We start from the raw sequence: 14,207 nt of genomic DNA on the forward strand, positions 1-14,207 counted from the left end.
GTTAAAAAGCGCCTTATACTTATTTGAAGGCGGCAACTGCATCAGCTTCGTTATCAAAGATCTCGAAGAATGAAGTTAATTTAGTTAATTCAAATACCTTTCTTACGGAACCCGCAACGTTGATAATTTTAAGTCCGCCCTGGTATTTTTTTAAGTTAGAGAGGCTGGAAATCAAAGCACCGATTCCGGATGAGTCGATATAAGAGACCTTTTCCAGATTGATAATCGTATAGTATTTCTGCTCTTCAATGAGCTTTGCGATCACATCCTTAATCTCAGGGGCATTGTATAAATCGATCTCCCCATTGATGTCCAGAATTACGATGTTACCGCTTTCCCTTCTGGTGATTTCCATAAAAAATCAGCAACTCCTTTCTTTATCTGTTTGAACCATCCTACAATAGGGGGGGTCATTCTCTATATAGTCAACGAGAAATTTCCGGTCTTTCGTACAAATTTTTCCATTTAACGAAAAACTCGCTGAAATTTCCAACTTCGATGGAATGTCGAAGTTCTTTCATGAACTTTTTCATAAAATACAGATTGTGGTACGTGCTCAAGGAAAATGCACTTAGCTCTTTCACGTGATGTAAGTGTCTAATATACCCAATACTGTATCTTTTACACACTTTGCATTCGCATTCCGGGTCCATCGGCTCGTCTGAGAGCTTCCATTTTTCATTTCTGAGATTCACTTTTCCGCGAGAAGTAAATACTTGGCCGTTTCTAGCATTGCGAGTCGGAAGAACGCAGTCAAACATGTCGACTCCATTGCGAACTCCTTCCAAAATATCCGGAACAGTTCCAACTCCCATCAGATATAATGGTCTAGTTCTGTCGGTGAAAGAGGAAATTCCTTCCATAGTTCGGATAAAATCAGGTCTGGGTTCTCCCACTGAAAGACCTCCGATCGCAATTCCGGAGAATGGAAGTGATCGGATCTTCTCCAAACTCTCCAATCTAAGATCTAAATTAGTTCCACCTTGGAAAATCCCGAAGAGAAATTGATTACGTTTGTCTTTCTCCCAATAATTTACAGCTTCTTCTGCCCAACGATGCGTTCTGTCCAAAGCATCTTTGATCCGAGAAACAGTTCCGTCTCCTGGAGGACAATCATCCAGGACCATCATGATGTCCGAGCCGATCGCTCTTTGGATATCGATCACTTTTTGGGGAGTGAAAAAATGAGGGCTTCCGTCGATATGAGAACGGAACTCCACTCCTTCTTGTTTGAATTTTACGAGAGAATTCAGACTGAAAACTTGAAAACCGCCACTGTCAGTAAGCAGAGCCTTTTTGTAAGAAACGAAGTTTTTGAGTCCGCCGAATTTTTCCAGGACCTCTGTGCCTGGCCGAAGATAAAGATGATAGGTATTTCCTAAGATCAGTTCGTATCCTAATTCATCTATATCGTCTGAGTCCAGGGACTTGACGGCACCTCTTGTGCCTACAGGCATGAATACAGGTGTTGGAATTTCTATTCCGTTAAGAGATAAGGTTCCGGTTCGAGCGAAAGAATGTGGATCTGAAACCCTGGATCTATAGATCATTTTTTGTTCGGACAATTCGGATCCAAACAAGTGCCGTAAATATTCAAGCTATGACCTGTGATCTTGAAACCGTTACTTGCAGCAGCCTGCTCTTGCAACTGTTCGATCCTTTCGTCCATGAATTCTACGATCCTACCGCAATCTCCGCAGATGATATGATCGTGATGAGTATGACCTATAATGTGTTCGTAATACTTATAATCTTGGCCGAAATTATGCTCCTGCAATAATTTCGCTTCCACCATGATGGAGAGGATCCTGTAAATGGTGGCCTTGGAAATTTTATCCCTTTGGTCCTTGAATTCTTCCAAGAGGCTTTCCGCGGTGAAGTGATTGTGCAGGGAGAAAATACGTTCTGCGACTAACATCCTTTGGTTGGTGATCTTTAGTCCCTTTTTCTGTAAGTAATCAGAAAAAGTTTTCATCTCCATCCGGATGGAATCGTCTACGGTTTTCAGAATTTCAGTTTCTCGGTCTTTGTTCATTTTTTAGGAGGAATGAGCTCTCTTACAGAATTTTCCTTTCGAAGCAAGGAATCTGGGTGTTCACATTCTTTTTCCACAATTTAAGATCCAGTGATGAGAATTATCAAGTGGAATTTCATTTTTAGGAAATGAAATACTTACTCTTCCTCGCCTTCGATCTTGCCTGCGATAGAATAGTACCAGGCTCTTTCCATTTCTTCCGCGATACGGACTGCAAGGATTTTGAGTAATCTGGTCTGGGCCTGACCCTCTGTTTCTATAAAACCAACTTGGTCGGAGTAAATGATCCGAGCGGGGATCTCTGTTCTTTCTAGAGGAATTTTTTCTCCACCTGCTTTCTGGAGCTCCACTTTGCAGACTACGAACATCTCTTTACTCAACTGTTGACCGCCCTGATCTAAAAGAGCTCCCACTTGTTGGTAATGACTGATCTCTCCGTAAATACGATATGCGGCTTGGGACTTCTCCCTGGTCTGGATAAATCTTCCCCGATAATTGATCTCTTGTTTTACTAGATCGGAGAGAGTGGTATGCATCGCAATCCCGTAGGAATTGTTCCGAAAATTCTGCACATACACGGTGCGTTTGGAATCAGGAATGGGAATGCCGTCGATTTTAGGAGGATTGCCGGGCTCCCGAGTCATATAGGAGCAAGAACTCAGGCAAAATACCAGAAAAATCGGAACTATGAGCCTCATAACATCAGGCTTTTCTCCAAGTACAAGGCGGCAAGAAAATTTCTCTGATTTCAGGCTTTACAATTTAGAGGAACCGGATCTGAATTCGCTAATGGGAAAAAATTTCCTAAAACTTTTTCCACAAATCCCGCTTAGATCCGGACTCGTAATTCTACTAATGCTCTTACTTGCATGGGTAGAAGGTACAGCAGGGGAAACAGGTTCCAAAGTTTCCGCAGTTTCTCCTAATTTGAAAACAAGTCCTGCAATTCCAAAAAATATCTGGGACGATCTCACACCAGAGGTTTTGGCCGATCTGGGAAATTTAGGTTTTCCGATGGAAATGGAAACTCCGATTTCAGGTTCTTATGCAGAATATAGAGTGCACCATCTTCATATGGGCTGCGATTTTAAGACCTTCCATACAAATGGGATCTCTGCAATTTCTCCTTTCCAAGGATATGTGGAATCGATCGGCCAATCCACAAAAGGATACGGCTCCAATATTATTTTAAGATCTTCCGGTTCCAATTTAAAGGCAAAGTTTGCCCACTTACTCGACTTCAAAGGTTTCAGAAAGGATTTAGATCTGCTTAGGGAAGCATTGGCGTTACTCAGTGGCGGAGAATTTCAGGTAAAACTTTCTCCTGGTTCTTACAATCTCCCCAAAGGGGAAAATATTGCAAGGCTCGGAGAGTCCGGAACAGGGGTCAGCCATTTACATTTTGAATTACATTTACCTAATGGGACCTTAAATCCTCTCCCCTATTTACCTTTACGAGGAAAAGACAGATATTTCCCGGAACTTTTACTCTTATACGTAGATTCCGAAGATGGTGTGCAAGCTAGATTACCGTTGGAAAAAAAGGGAGAAGGCAAATTTTCTCTTCCAGGAAATCAAAAACTCAATCTGGCCGGAGGGGTCCGTTTTAGGTTAGCTGCATACGACCAAATGACCTCCCGGAACAAAAATAATTTATTCTTCGCAGGACTGTACAAAGACGAAACTACCTTATACGAAAGATCTTTTAGAGGAATGAGTTATGAAGAAGCAAGAATCCACCATGATATCTTTGACTCCAATCGTTCTTCTTTAAATCCACCTGCTTATGTTTATAATCTTTTCCCTGCAAAAGGCCCTAGTATAGATCTTAGGAATTTCGAGACAGGAAGCGTCGTAAAATTAACACTCAAAGCCTCCGATCATGCGGGAAATCATTCTATTCTTCCCATAGAAATAGAGGTCGGCACGGTAAATTCGAAAAAACCTTCCATTACAAAAACTGAATTCACTTCTTTGGACGGAGTTTTGAGGATCAAAACTCCGAACAAGACTACTTATGGACAAGGCTCTTTGATCTTTAAAAAATTGGAAAAGCCGGAAGAAGATCTGAAACTTCCGGAAGGATTAAAATCCAAAGGTCCTATTTATGAACTGGAATCTTCCGATCTTTCTTGGGTGGGAGAAGCGGAACTCATATGGAGAGGCGCTAACTTAGGCAAAAAAGATGGGATCTATATCTACGATAAACCTTCTAAAAAATGGTCTGCTTTAAAACAAAAAGGCCAGATTGCATTACTCACCAAACTCGGAGCATTGGCGGTTCTAACTGACGACGCAAAACCAGCAGTCAATTATCCTTATCTGATCACAAGACATAGAAGGATCAAGGGCCAAGAAGAAGAAGGAGTCGAAGAAAGATTATATACTGTTTCCGACACAGGCTCCGGCTATGCAGGCGGCGCAGAAGTTTTACTCGAAGGAGAAATTTACCCTAGTGAATTCGATGCGGATCGTAAGATGCTGATTGTCAAATTTCCCAAAACTTTCTCCGCTTGGAAAAAGTATATGTTACTCCAGATACGAATCAAGGATCGTGCAGGAAATTCTTCCGATTGGTTTACTGACCTGGTTAGATTTTAGTTTTAGAGACGCGGAGTTTAAAAAAGCCGCACAGAAATTCTCACGCAGAGGCACAGAGTCGCGGAGAATTGTTAGAATGTAGGAACTCCTACAAACCATCCCATCCTCTCTGCGTCTTCGCGGCTCTGCGTGAATTTATTATTCTCTACGTCTTAGTCCTGGTTTTGTAGAGAGTATCTACTGATCTGCAGAACCTTGAACTTGGTTTCTGTTCCACCAAGATTTAAAGAAGCGTTATCCCCTACTTTTTTACCTAAAAGAGACTTAGCAAGCGGTGACTGGTAAGAAATAATATTTCTTTCCGTATCCGCGTCCCAAGCCCCCAAGATAGAATAAGTTTGGTCTTCTCCGCTGGACTCATTTTTGAGTTTTACGGTAGTTCCGATATTGATACGGTCCGTTTTTACGTTGGAAAGGTCTAGAACGATGGCAGCTTTCAGTTCAGCTTCTAATTTTTTGATCTGAGCTTGGAGCTGGACTTGTTTTTCCATTGCGGCTTTGTATTCCGCGTTTTCTCTTAAGTCCCCTCTTTCTTGAGCCTCTCCGATATCTCTGGAGTTTTCAGGCATCTCAACGTTCACCAAATGATCGAACTCGGCCTTTTTAGCGTTCAGAGCGCGACGAGTAACAAGGACTGCATTTTCCGGAATTCTTGCCAGAACATCCTCGTCCTCTTCTTCATCATCCTCTTCTTCCCAGATCAGGTCCGGTTTCAAAGATCGGATAAGGGACATCAATTTGTCTTTTTCAGTCTCTTCGATATAAGGAACTTCTCTATATAGAGCGTAAACTTTGCGGATATATTCCGAGTCTCCGTTTTGGATAGCCTCGCTGATCACAGCCGCATCATTCCCGAAAAGGATCTCTTGGCAGGTGTTCTTAAGTTTGGTTCCCTTTTCCTCTATTTTGTTTAGAGGTTTTAATAAACGAAGAACTCTCAGGATTAGATCCTGTCTAGACACGTTCATCCATTCTTCTTCCCAAGTTTTGAGAAGGATAGATTTTGCCACCCAGAGGAATACTTCCGGATTTTCTTTGGCACGGCTGGATGCGGTCTCGATAAATAAGTTGAGTTCGGCAAATTTTCCGTCCGCTTCCAGAACGGAAACAACGTATTTGTTATTTTTAACAGGAACTTCAAACAGAAGTCCGACCAAAATATTGACCCAATCTGAATGGGATTTTTTCACTAAGTCAACGAAAGACTTTTTGATATCCAAGTTGCTGATCTTAGAGGAATATTCCAGTACCTCTTCTCTTTTGAGAGACTTAACGATCTTGGAAACATCTTCCAATTTTTGGTATCTTTGGAAATCGTAAGGACTTCCATCTTCTCCTTCCATGGTAGAAGCGACTTCGTCCAAATACAGATAAGCGACGATCTTACGGAAAGAATCGTGAGTCTGCTCTTCTTCGAAATAATGATGAGCGAAAGTATCGATCGCGGATTCGGCTTCTTCTTTGTTCCGAAGAGCTTCGATCGCTATGTCCAAACGTTTGGCAGGATCAGTGTTCGCGTTGAATTTTTCAGTCAATTCTTCGGCGTAAGTGATCGGTTTTTCACGATACCAAAGTTCGTCTTTTTTCTTAGGGTTAAAACCAAGATTATCTTCTTTTTTGATAACATTCTTAGCTTTGTTCCACCATTTAGACCAATCAACCACAGGGATGAATTTTCCTGCGATCTCCGCCTTCATTTCCGAAACCAACATATGGTTCTCGAAAGAAGTTAATAATTCCTTAAAGAAACCAGGAACATCATTCTCGAATAAAGAAACGACGGAAGCTTTGTCCTCATAGAATCTTACCCAGATATGATCTCCTTTCAGAGGTTTCAAGCTGGTGATCGCCATTTGGATGGAAAGTTTATGATTCTTCTTATCTTTGAAATCTACAAAGATAGAATCTCCGTTAGGCGAAATAGAAACGATCTTACCTACTCCCCAGTTCCTATGAAGAACGTAGTTGCCGGTATCGAATACGATATTTCTTTCGAAGTTGGAAATACAAACCTTAACAGGTTTTCTGTTATTTCCTAACTCGGACATTTTTAAGAAATCTTCCAACAAGCTGTGGTTGGCATATTTCAGTTTATAAACTCTGATCAGTTCGTTTCTTGCTTTGTTGGAAACAGGTTCATGATCCAAGATCTTTTTCAGGAGATAGATCACTCTGTCCCAATCTTCGGTAATCTTGAATGGATCAACTAAAGGATAAAGATAACCTGCTAGACGGGTCTTTTCGCGGTGACCCAAAAGGATACGTTCTATCTTTTCTACGAATTGGATATCGTCGTAGCTATTCGCTACAAAAATCGGCCAGATCTCTTCGAACTGTAAGTAATCTTTAGTCTTAGCAAAAGTCTCGATCGCTTGTTTTAGGTAAGCGACCGCCTTTTCTTTATTTTCATCAAGAATTGCTAATGCGTATTTTTTAGCGATTTCCGGGTTCTTACGATCTTGTTTCGCAAGTTTTTCCAGGATAGGCTTTAGCTCTTTATTCTTTTTTAATTTTTCAAGAGCTTCCGCTTTGAAACGAAGAGCGTAACGATCCTCTCCGAATTTTAAAATATTATCGGTGATATGTTCGATGATGACCCATTTACTGGCTTGTTTGAAAGAATCCAGTAGAGTCTTGAAGTAGGAAGCTGCGTCTATACTTCCTTTTTGTAATCCTAATAATCCAAGCATATATCTTGCGGAAATACTTTCTGGGTGATCCGCAAGATGTTCTTCCAATTTCGTTTTGGCAGAATCTATAAGACCGGATGATTGAAAGGATTCTATAAGATCGTCGTAAATTTTAAATTTAGATGCTGGAATGGAATTTGCGTCCGAGCGTACATAAATCTCCTCGTTAAAAAGAGAAGTCAGCTTGTCCAGTTCGCTGGCAGGCTTAGTTTCCGCGGTTGTCGCAGTTTCGTTAGACATAGGAATTACTCCGCCGACGGGGTCGGCATTCAAAAATAGGTTCGGATGGGCGGTTTTTTTGTCTCTTAAGAGCCCTTTCAGATCAATTATAGCAGCTTAGGCTTATCCGTAAACTAGAATTTGGGGAGCAGAGACTCAGAGAGCCCTTACTTGTCACTTAGGGAAGCATTTTGGCATTTATTTTCGTATAGAGACGCAGAGTTTGAAAGAGTCGCAAAAGCTTATGGCACGCAGAGGCGCAATGACGCGGAGGGAAGTTTTTGGATTTGTAGGAATTCCTTCATTCACACTCCTTCGCGGCTCCGCGTCTCTGCGCGAGAAAACCTTATTATCTCTTTTACCTCTGCGTCTCCAAACAAAAAACGCGGGAGAGTTCCCGCGTTTCATTAGCGTCCGACTGTGCGAGAAAGGCTTACTTGCCGTTTCCACCTTCACATTCTTTCTCCGCTTTCACTTTCAGCATCTTATCCAACTTACGTTTAGAGCGGCAATCATCCGCATCGAAGTCGATAGAAGCTCCGTCGAAGTGAACCTCGAATACGTCGGAAAGAACTCTTAGCTCATCAAAGAAGAGGTATACAGTTTCTCCGCTTGTATCGTTACGAGAGCGAATTTTAAATTGTTTGAATACGAGCGTCTTTACTTGAGGGAAAGAGTTTACGTCCTGAGGAACTCCCGGAGGAATTTCAAAAGTAAGCGGTCTCCAACCGATAAAGTCCAGATCTCCGAATTGGAAGATATGAGAATCACCCTTCCAATCTTCTAACCAACCTTCCAAGTTGTATTCATTACCACGACCGCAAACCCATACAGAAACCGCTTTTACGATCCCTGGGAATTCAACTCCGTAGATCTTGAATTCTTTTCTTTTGTTGTTCGCGTCCAGATAAGCCATTTTACGAGTGATCTCGTATTCTGGAGTACGAGGAGGACGGATACTTACGGTATTATCTCCTGGGAAAGTAAATGCAAACTTTACTCCCAAAACTTTTCCGGTTGCAGCGTCTACGTTTTTGATGTCTCCAGGTTTTCCAGGAAGAAGTTTAACTTCTCTCAATGCCTGTGCGTTAGAAGCAGTAGGCTGATATTGAGCCTGTTGTCCTTGAGGAACTAAGGTGTCCTTATCGGTAGCTACTTCCCAACCATAAGGAGCGGAACCTGGAGGATTGTCCCAGGATTCCACAGTAATAGAGCGTAACTCCATTCCACTTACGTCGATACCGGTAGGAGATTCGATCCCACCTTTTTTCTTTTTGATAAATTGCGCGCTCACGGTCCCGAGAAGAAGGATGGAAGAAATACCTACTACTACTGCCGCGGTGATTTTAGTTTTTTTGCTGAGGTTTTTCATACGTGTCCTACCGGAGAGATATCACCAATTGTCCTTAATTTCAGAACCAGGATACTTCGTATCAGATTTATCGGCACGAACTTCTAAATCATCTAAATAAAAGTAGAAGCTTCCACCTACTTCATGAACATCAGAGGTCACGAAAATGGAGACGAATCTTAGGTTCTTGTCCAATAGTGCGAATCTGGTACTTTGAGGAACGAATCCCGGAACAGTTGCAGTTAACTTTCTCCAACCGAAATAATCCAAGCGACCCATTCTGATATTATGGGTTTTTCCTCTGTAGTCTCTCAGTTTAACGAATAGAGTATGACGGAATTTTCTTCCCAGAGCCCAAATTGAGATCTGGCGAGCTTTTCCTTTTACGATATATTCGTGAGGAGGGAAAACTTCTACACGATCGAATCCTCTATCGTTATAATACGTTTTGATCCCGAGGATATGGTTCTTTTCTAATTGGTCTCCACCATTATCCGGAACGGTATTCTCGTCGAACACGTCACGGATCAGACCTCTTTGAACCATCTTAAGAGTTTTAGTCTCTCCCAGGGGAGATGTAGACTTAGCTCTCCAGTCTTCGGACTCCTCGAAGTTTTCGAGTATAATTTTCTCGAGGGGATCCGGTGCTTGGCCGCCCTGGCCGCCTTGGTTCCCTCCCGCAGGCTGCTGACCGGAAGTTCCGGTAATCGCCAAGAAAAAGAGAACGCTAGCTAATAAGTACGTCTTTTTCCCCATGAGAACATCTCCTAAAGATTTAGTGCAATCCAATCTAATTCTGAGAGGGAGGGATGTCCGTAATATCTCCATCCTGAATCAGGCCTTGGAATTTACGTAATACCTCGATCATCTTTCCGACACCTTCTGCCGGAATGAATATGGAAGATTTTTTGCTATTGGACCATTCGGAAACTTTTAAGTAGTATCCGTTCTCGTTCCGTTTTAGATCTACCAGAAACTTTTTGTTCTGGGTGGCGACCTTCTCCGTTAGGATTTCGGGGTCCAAATAGATTTCTCCTTCCCGTCTCTGTGTATAAATATCGGTAGCCTAAGTTCCAAAATTAGCCAAGTAAAAAGTTTTTTGCAATCCGGAAGAAAAAATCGAAAGAATCCCTCTCGCAAACCGAAAAGTAGGCCACGATCCGCGGCAAACTATGAGACATAATCAGGCCCCTTTTTTCATTTTTTCTCACACAGAGACGCTAAGACACAAAGGGTTTTAGATTACTTTATGAAGAATAAACATATTGTAGGAACTCCTTTACCCCAACCTCCGTGGCTCTGTGCCTCTGTGTGCAAAACTCTATGTCTCTCCTCAAACTCCGTGTCTCTAAACTCCGCGTCTCTTATTCCAGACAAGTATCCCTATGATCCAGATATAGTTCAAAGCGAGAAGCCCCGCAAGTCCCAGGACCCCCATATTGAACAAAACTTCTTCCGGATTGGAGATTGGAAGTAGGATCCTTGGGTTTTTGGGCGGATCGAAACCGAACTTTTTAGAAGCTTCCTGGACTGCTTCCGCATAATACGAGTTCAATCCCGCAATATTGGAATGTGAAAGTGACTGCCCTACCCTAGGGTTCTGCTTCTCCCAATCGCATACTTTTTCGGAGAACTGGGGGCAAACTGCCCAGGTTAGGACCTCATCCCCTTCTTTCCAGTCAGAGGAAACCCAGGGCGCCACATGGAAATACAATGTTTTTTTAATAGAGCCTGGTGTAGTCTTGGTGATCTGGTATTTGTATAAAAACTTGGAATCAGTGAATCTATAGATATGCGAATTGGAAACTCCGCTTTCCTTTTGAAAGATCGTTTGTTCCGGAGATTTTAGACCCAAAAAAAATCCGAATGCATGGCTTAAATATAAAGCGGAAACTGGTGCGGAGATAAATCCCAGGAACAAAGCGAAGAATATACTATTTCCGTAAAACTTGGTCAGTCTTAGGGTCATAAAGAACATAGGGAGAAATAAAAAACCGAGGCAAGCGATTGTAGAGATCAAGGTCCCGAAAAGACCGATCGGTAAGAAGAGAGCGGCCATTCCGTTTACGAAAAGTAGGCCCAAACCCAATAACCTCCAAGGAGGCTCCGGTTTTTTAGGCTTTTGGTTTTCCCAGTTTTTGACTAAGGCAAACATCTCCCCTATTCTACGACGATAGAGGAAGAAAATCCACTCCAGATTTTTGTGCCGAGGGCCTCTAATTTGCTGGGATAAGCTAAAGAGAATAGAATGCCTCTCGTACCTCTTAGGTAAAATTTTTCCAAAACGATTATTTGGCTTTTACGGCCATCTTCTCCCACAAAATCGAAACTTGTTCTATATAAATCCCCTTCTTTTTTACGAAGATAATTCCATTCCCTCATAGTCCTGGAATTGATCCCTCTGAGCGAGTCCCATATAAGATAGTAGTTTTGTGCGTTAAAGATAGAAGGATGGAAATGAAGCGTGGTGCCAATCGTGAATACGATCCGATCCGGCCGGAAGAATAATATACCTTCGTTACTCTTTCTATATTCCTTTTCGAAAGGAGAAGGTCCTCCTTCCACAGGAAAGTTTTGGTAGAATCTATGCACTTGCCAAAGATAATCCGAATCTTCTCCGGAAAATTCTCTGTCCTCATCAGGGAATAAATAAGTTAGATCCGGAGGTAGATCGAATGAATATGCAAAGTCTGCACTTCTGATCTTCAAAACTTCAGGTGTCCAACATCCAAATGGATCCGTAAGTCTTTGCAGCTCCTTTTCTTTATGAGAATACTGGTCTAAAAATTTTCCCAAAAGTTTTGCCGTTTTTTCATAACCTTCCGGTACCAGTTTTCCGTATCGCAAACGATAACAGTACATGGAACCTTTTAATAGGCGGATTGCGGAGTATGGATTTGCATGTTTTTGCAAACTTTCCGCCTCGCTATAATGTAGATCCAATTCTTGTCTGTTCGGAAACACTTCTTTGTAATTCCGATCCAGGATCATTTCCACTTTTCCGTCTTTGTAAAAACGATAATTGCGAGATCTGGAGTCGGTTTTCCAAACGAAATGAGAGCTTAGCCTAAACGCAGTTTGCAGCCTGTTGTATAGCAGTTCTTCTTTTTTTTCTTGGTCAGAAAACCAAGGCTGGCGTAGAAGCGGGTCTATTTCTTGCGCAAACACCGGAGCGACGGGTAAAAAAAAGATAAACAAAAAAATAGAATATAATATTTTTATAATATATAGGATGCGAAAAAAGGGTCTTATATTGGAGACGGATCTCACTTGAAGAGCCCCTCTAACTCTCTTAACGCGCTTATCCCTACGATTTCCATTCCGGGGATTTTTTCAAGTTCTGCCAGATTCCCTTTAGGAAGAAATACTGTTTCGATCCCTACGCCTTTCAGTTCTTTCAAACGAAGAGAGACCTGTCCCACGGACCGGACTTCTCCGGATAATCCTACTTCTCCAATCACAGCAAAACCGGATTGGACCGGTCTTTCCGTATAACTGGAAAGTATAGAAGCACAGATCGCAAGATCGAGTGCCGGTTCATCCACCTGCAATCCTCCTGCCAGGTTCCCGAATATATCACATTCCGATAATGTATGTCCTAAGTATTTTTCGATGACTGCAGCAAGCAGGATAAGTCTACGAGTGTCTGGACCTTCCGCCATTCTTCTTGCTTGAGAATAATTGGTCCGACTCACCAAGGCTTGGACTTCTACACTGAGGGCTCTACTTCCCTCTACAACGGAACTGATGACTGAACCGCTTTTTCCTTCCGTAAGAGAACTGATAAATACTCTTTGTCTGTCTTTTACTTCTTTTAATCCGGATTCCAACATTTCAAAAACGGCAAGGTCTCCAACCGCGCCGAATCTGTTCTTTACGGCACGAAGAAGTCTGAAATAATTCAGTTTGTCCCCTTCGAAGTACAATACCGTATCGACTAAATGTTCCAATACCTTAGGACCTGCGATCGCACCATCCTTGGTGATATGTCCCGTCATTACGATCGGGATTCCGGTTCGCTTCGCTGTTTCCAATAGAACTTGCGTACATTCTCTTAATTGTGTGACTGTACCCGCTTGATTTGGAAGAGCTTCTCTCGTAAGAGTTTGGATAGAATCTACGAATACTAGATCGGGGGCCACATCCTCGACCATTGCGGAAATATTTTCCGCATATGTTTCGGAGGAAAGAAGAAGGTTCTCCGATAGAACATTCATCCTTGCAGCTCTTAGTCCCACTTGAGCCGCAGATTCCTCGCCGGAGATGTATAATATTTTTCTTCCTTGAGAGATCATACTTCGGCTGATCTCTAAGATGAGAGTGGACTTACCTACTCCAGGTTCACCGCCCACTAAGATCAAACTTCCCGGAACAAGTCCTCCGCCTAAAACCAAATCCAATTCGGAAAGACCTGAACTCAGACGTTTTGTATCGTCCGAAGGAATGGAATCTATAGGAACAGGTTCTTTATAGACCGCGGATTTTTTATAACTGGGAGAAGAAGAAAAACGATCCCCTCCCGATTCTTCCACAATCGTGTTCCATTTACCGCAGGATTCACATTTACCTGCCCAACGGGAAAATTCCTGTCCGCAGGATTGGCAAAGAAAGACTTTGGAAATTTTCTTTTTCAATGTTCGAATAAATTCTCCATTTGGAGCCAATCGATCTTATTGAATACGGGAAGGCATTGGAAGGCTTCTTGAGCGAGTTCGTATCTTCCTTCTCGGATGAGTATCTGAGTGAGTTTTTGGGAAAGAGAGATCAGGAACAAAACATCTCCCGACGCATATTCGATCTGTTCTTTAGTTAAACTTTTTGCTCCCCAATCGGAGGACTGGTTTTTTTTGTCCAAGGTCTCGTCGAAAAATTCTCTGATGATATCTTTCAGACCATGTCTGTCGGTATATGTGCGAGCAAGTTTGGATCCGATCTTAGTGCAGAAAACTCCCTTGGTCAAGATCCCAAGTCTATATCTCAAGAATAGAGTATCCATACGAGCAAAATGGAATACTTTTATAATATCGGGATTTTCAAATAATTTTTTGAGTAAAGGGGCCTCTTTTTGGTCCGGCAAAATTTGCACCAGGCTCACCCTATTTTTAGAATCGCAGATCTGAACCACGCAAAGACGATCTCTTCTCGGGTTTAAACCCATCATTTCGCAATCTACTGCCAAATGATCTTCTTCTAAGTATTCTTTGAATCTTTCTTCGGAAAGATCCCCCGGAAATAGATCCGGTCTATTGTTCGCGCGGTTAGATGCCATAAAGCCAAAATAATCGAATAGGATCTCCGGTCCGCAAGAAAA

At 42.2% G+C, this 14,207-nt stretch carries 13 protein-coding genes; 1 reads left to right on the top strand and 12 read right to left on the bottom strand.

The genetic code is table 11. From position 1 onward, the window contains the following. Positions 1–19: 19 nt before the first annotated feature. The 4 genes from LEP1GSC185_RS13285 to lptE all read right to left on the bottom strand — a co-directional run bounded on the left by LEP1GSC185_RS13285 (position 20) and on the right by lptE (position 2,733). The gene (locus LEP1GSC185_RS13285) at positions 20–355 is read right to left on the bottom strand and encodes an STAS domain-containing protein (RefSeq protein ID WP_008595243.1); all 336 of its coding nucleotides are present in this window, start codon (positions 353–355) and stop codon (positions 20–22) included. A gap of 70 nt (positions 356–425) precedes the next feature. Continuing rightward, positions 426–1,550, bottom strand: coding sequence for a tRNA guanosine(34) transglycosylase Tgt (tgt, locus tag LEP1GSC185_RS13290; RefSeq protein ID WP_010514347.1), 1,125 nt, complete (start codon positions 1,548–1,550; stop codon positions 426–428). Continuing rightward, positions 1,547–2,035, bottom strand: a complete 489-nt coding sequence (locus tag LEP1GSC185_RS13295; RefSeq protein ID WP_008595524.1) for a Fur family transcriptional regulator — start codon at positions 2,033–2,035, stop codon at positions 1,547–1,549. The genes tgt and LEP1GSC185_RS13295 overlap by 4 nt, the downstream gene beginning before the upstream one ends. Positions 2,036–2,172: 137 nt before the next feature. Further along, positions 2,173–2,733 (bottom strand): LPS assembly lipoprotein LptE, encoded by a 561-nt coding sequence (gene lptE / locus LEP1GSC185_RS13300; protein WP_008595061.1) that lies wholly within the window; start codon positions 2,731–2,733, stop codon positions 2,173–2,175. Between the two features lie 91 nt (positions 2,734–2,824). On the opposite strand from lptE, the gene LEP1GSC185_RS13305 reads away from it, so the two are divergent. After that, entirely contained in the window at positions 2,825–4,636 is a 1,812-nt protein-coding gene (locus LEP1GSC185_RS13305; protein WP_008594026.1) for a M23 family metallopeptidase, read from the top strand. Between the two features lie 152 nt (positions 4,637–4,788). Here LEP1GSC185_RS13305 and greA read toward each other — a convergent pair whose 3' ends face one another. The 8 genes from greA to LEP1GSC185_RS13345 form a co-directional block, all read right to left on the bottom strand. Beyond that, complete coding sequence (gene greA / locus LEP1GSC185_RS13310) at positions 4,789–7,566, bottom strand: transcription elongation factor GreA (RefSeq protein WP_008594945.1); 2,778 nt, start codon at positions 7,564–7,566, stop codon at positions 4,789–4,791. A gap of 412 nt (positions 7,567–7,978) precedes the next feature. Further along, a complete protein-coding gene (flaA1, locus tag LEP1GSC185_RS13315; protein ID WP_008594492.1) occupies positions 7,979–8,917 on the bottom strand; it encodes a flagellar filament outer layer protein FlaA1 in 939 nt (312 codons plus the stop codon). A gap of 21 nt (positions 8,918–8,938) precedes the next feature. Continuing rightward, complete coding sequence (locus tag LEP1GSC185_RS13320; protein WP_008595892.1) at positions 8,939–9,652, bottom strand: flagellar filament outer layer protein FlaA; 714 nt, start codon at positions 9,650–9,652, stop codon at positions 8,939–8,941. 34 nt (positions 9,653–9,686) lie between these two features. After that, the gene (locus tag LEP1GSC185_RS13325; protein WP_008594569.1) at positions 9,687–9,920 is read right to left on the bottom strand and encodes a DNA-binding protein; all 234 of its coding nucleotides are present in this window, start codon (positions 9,918–9,920) and stop codon (positions 9,687–9,689) included. A 324-nt stretch (positions 9,921–10,244) separates the two neighbouring features. Next, on the bottom strand, positions 10,245–11,051 hold the full coding sequence (locus LEP1GSC185_RS13330; RefSeq protein ID WP_008595624.1) for a hypothetical protein: 807 nt from the start codon (positions 11,049–11,051) through the stop codon (positions 10,245–10,247). A gap of 5 nt (positions 11,052–11,056) precedes the next feature. Continuing rightward, entirely contained in the window at positions 11,057–12,166 is a 1,110-nt protein-coding gene (locus LEP1GSC185_RS13335) for an LIC10775 family protein (RefSeq protein WP_008595135.1), read from the bottom strand. Beyond that, positions 12,163–13,530 (bottom strand): DNA repair protein RadA, encoded by a 1,368-nt coding sequence (gene radA / locus LEP1GSC185_RS13340; RefSeq protein WP_008595580.1) that lies wholly within the window; start codon positions 13,528–13,530, stop codon positions 12,163–12,165. The genes LEP1GSC185_RS13335 and radA overlap by 4 nt, the downstream gene beginning before the upstream one ends. Further along, positions 13,527–14,165, bottom strand: a complete 639-nt coding sequence (locus tag LEP1GSC185_RS13345) for a ribonuclease D (RefSeq protein ID WP_024864029.1) — start codon at positions 14,163–14,165, stop codon at positions 13,527–13,529. Before LEP1GSC185_RS13345 ends, radA begins: the two co-directional genes overlap by 4 nt. Positions 14,166–14,207 lie beyond the last annotated feature (42 nt).

The sequence above is a fragment of the Leptospira licerasiae serovar Varillal str. VAR 010 genome (assembly GCF_000244755.1).
In the GTDB taxonomy this organism is placed as follows: domain Bacteria; phylum Spirochaetota; class Leptospiria; order Leptospirales; family Leptospiraceae; genus Leptospira_B; species Leptospira_B licerasiae.

Bases quoted from the DNA above. Each gene is read 5' to 3' on its own strand.
- flaA1 (WP_008594492.1), bottom strand. From the start codon at position 8,917: ATGAAAAACCTCAGCAAAAAAACTAAAATCACCGCGGCAGTAGTAGTA.
- LEP1GSC185_RS13330 (WP_008595624.1), bottom strand. From the start codon at position 11,051: ATGTTTGCCTTAGTCAAAAACTGGGAAAACCAAAAGCCTAAAAAACCG.
- LEP1GSC185_RS13320 (WP_008595892.1), bottom strand. From the start codon at position 9,652: ATGGGGAAAAAGACGTACTTATTAGCTAGCGTTCTCTTTTTCTTGGCG.
- lptE (WP_008595061.1), bottom strand. From the start codon at position 2,733: ATGAGGCTCATAGTTCCGATTTTTCTGGTATTTTGCCTGAGTTCTTGC.
- LEP1GSC185_RS13295 (WP_008595524.1), bottom strand. From the start codon at position 2,035: ATGAACAAAGACCGAGAAACTGAAATTCTGAAAACCGTAGACGATTCC.
- LEP1GSC185_RS13285 (WP_008595243.1), bottom strand. From the start codon at position 355: ATGGAAATCACCAGAAGGGAAAGCGGTAACATCGTAATTCTGGACATC.
- LEP1GSC185_RS13305 (WP_008594026.1), top strand. From the start codon at position 2,825: ATGGGAAAAAATTTCCTAAAACTTTTTCCACAAATCCCGCTTAGATCC.
- greA (WP_008594945.1), bottom strand. From the start codon at position 7,566: ATGTCTAACGAAACTGCGACAACCGCGGAAACTAAGCCTGCCAGCGAA.
- LEP1GSC185_RS13345 (WP_024864029.1), bottom strand. From the start codon at position 14,165: ATGGCATCTAACCGCGCGAACAATAGACCGGATCTATTTCCGGGGGAT.
- tgt (WP_010514347.1), bottom strand. From the start codon at position 1,550: ATGATCTATAGATCCAGGGTTTCAGATCCACATTCTTTCGCTCGAACC.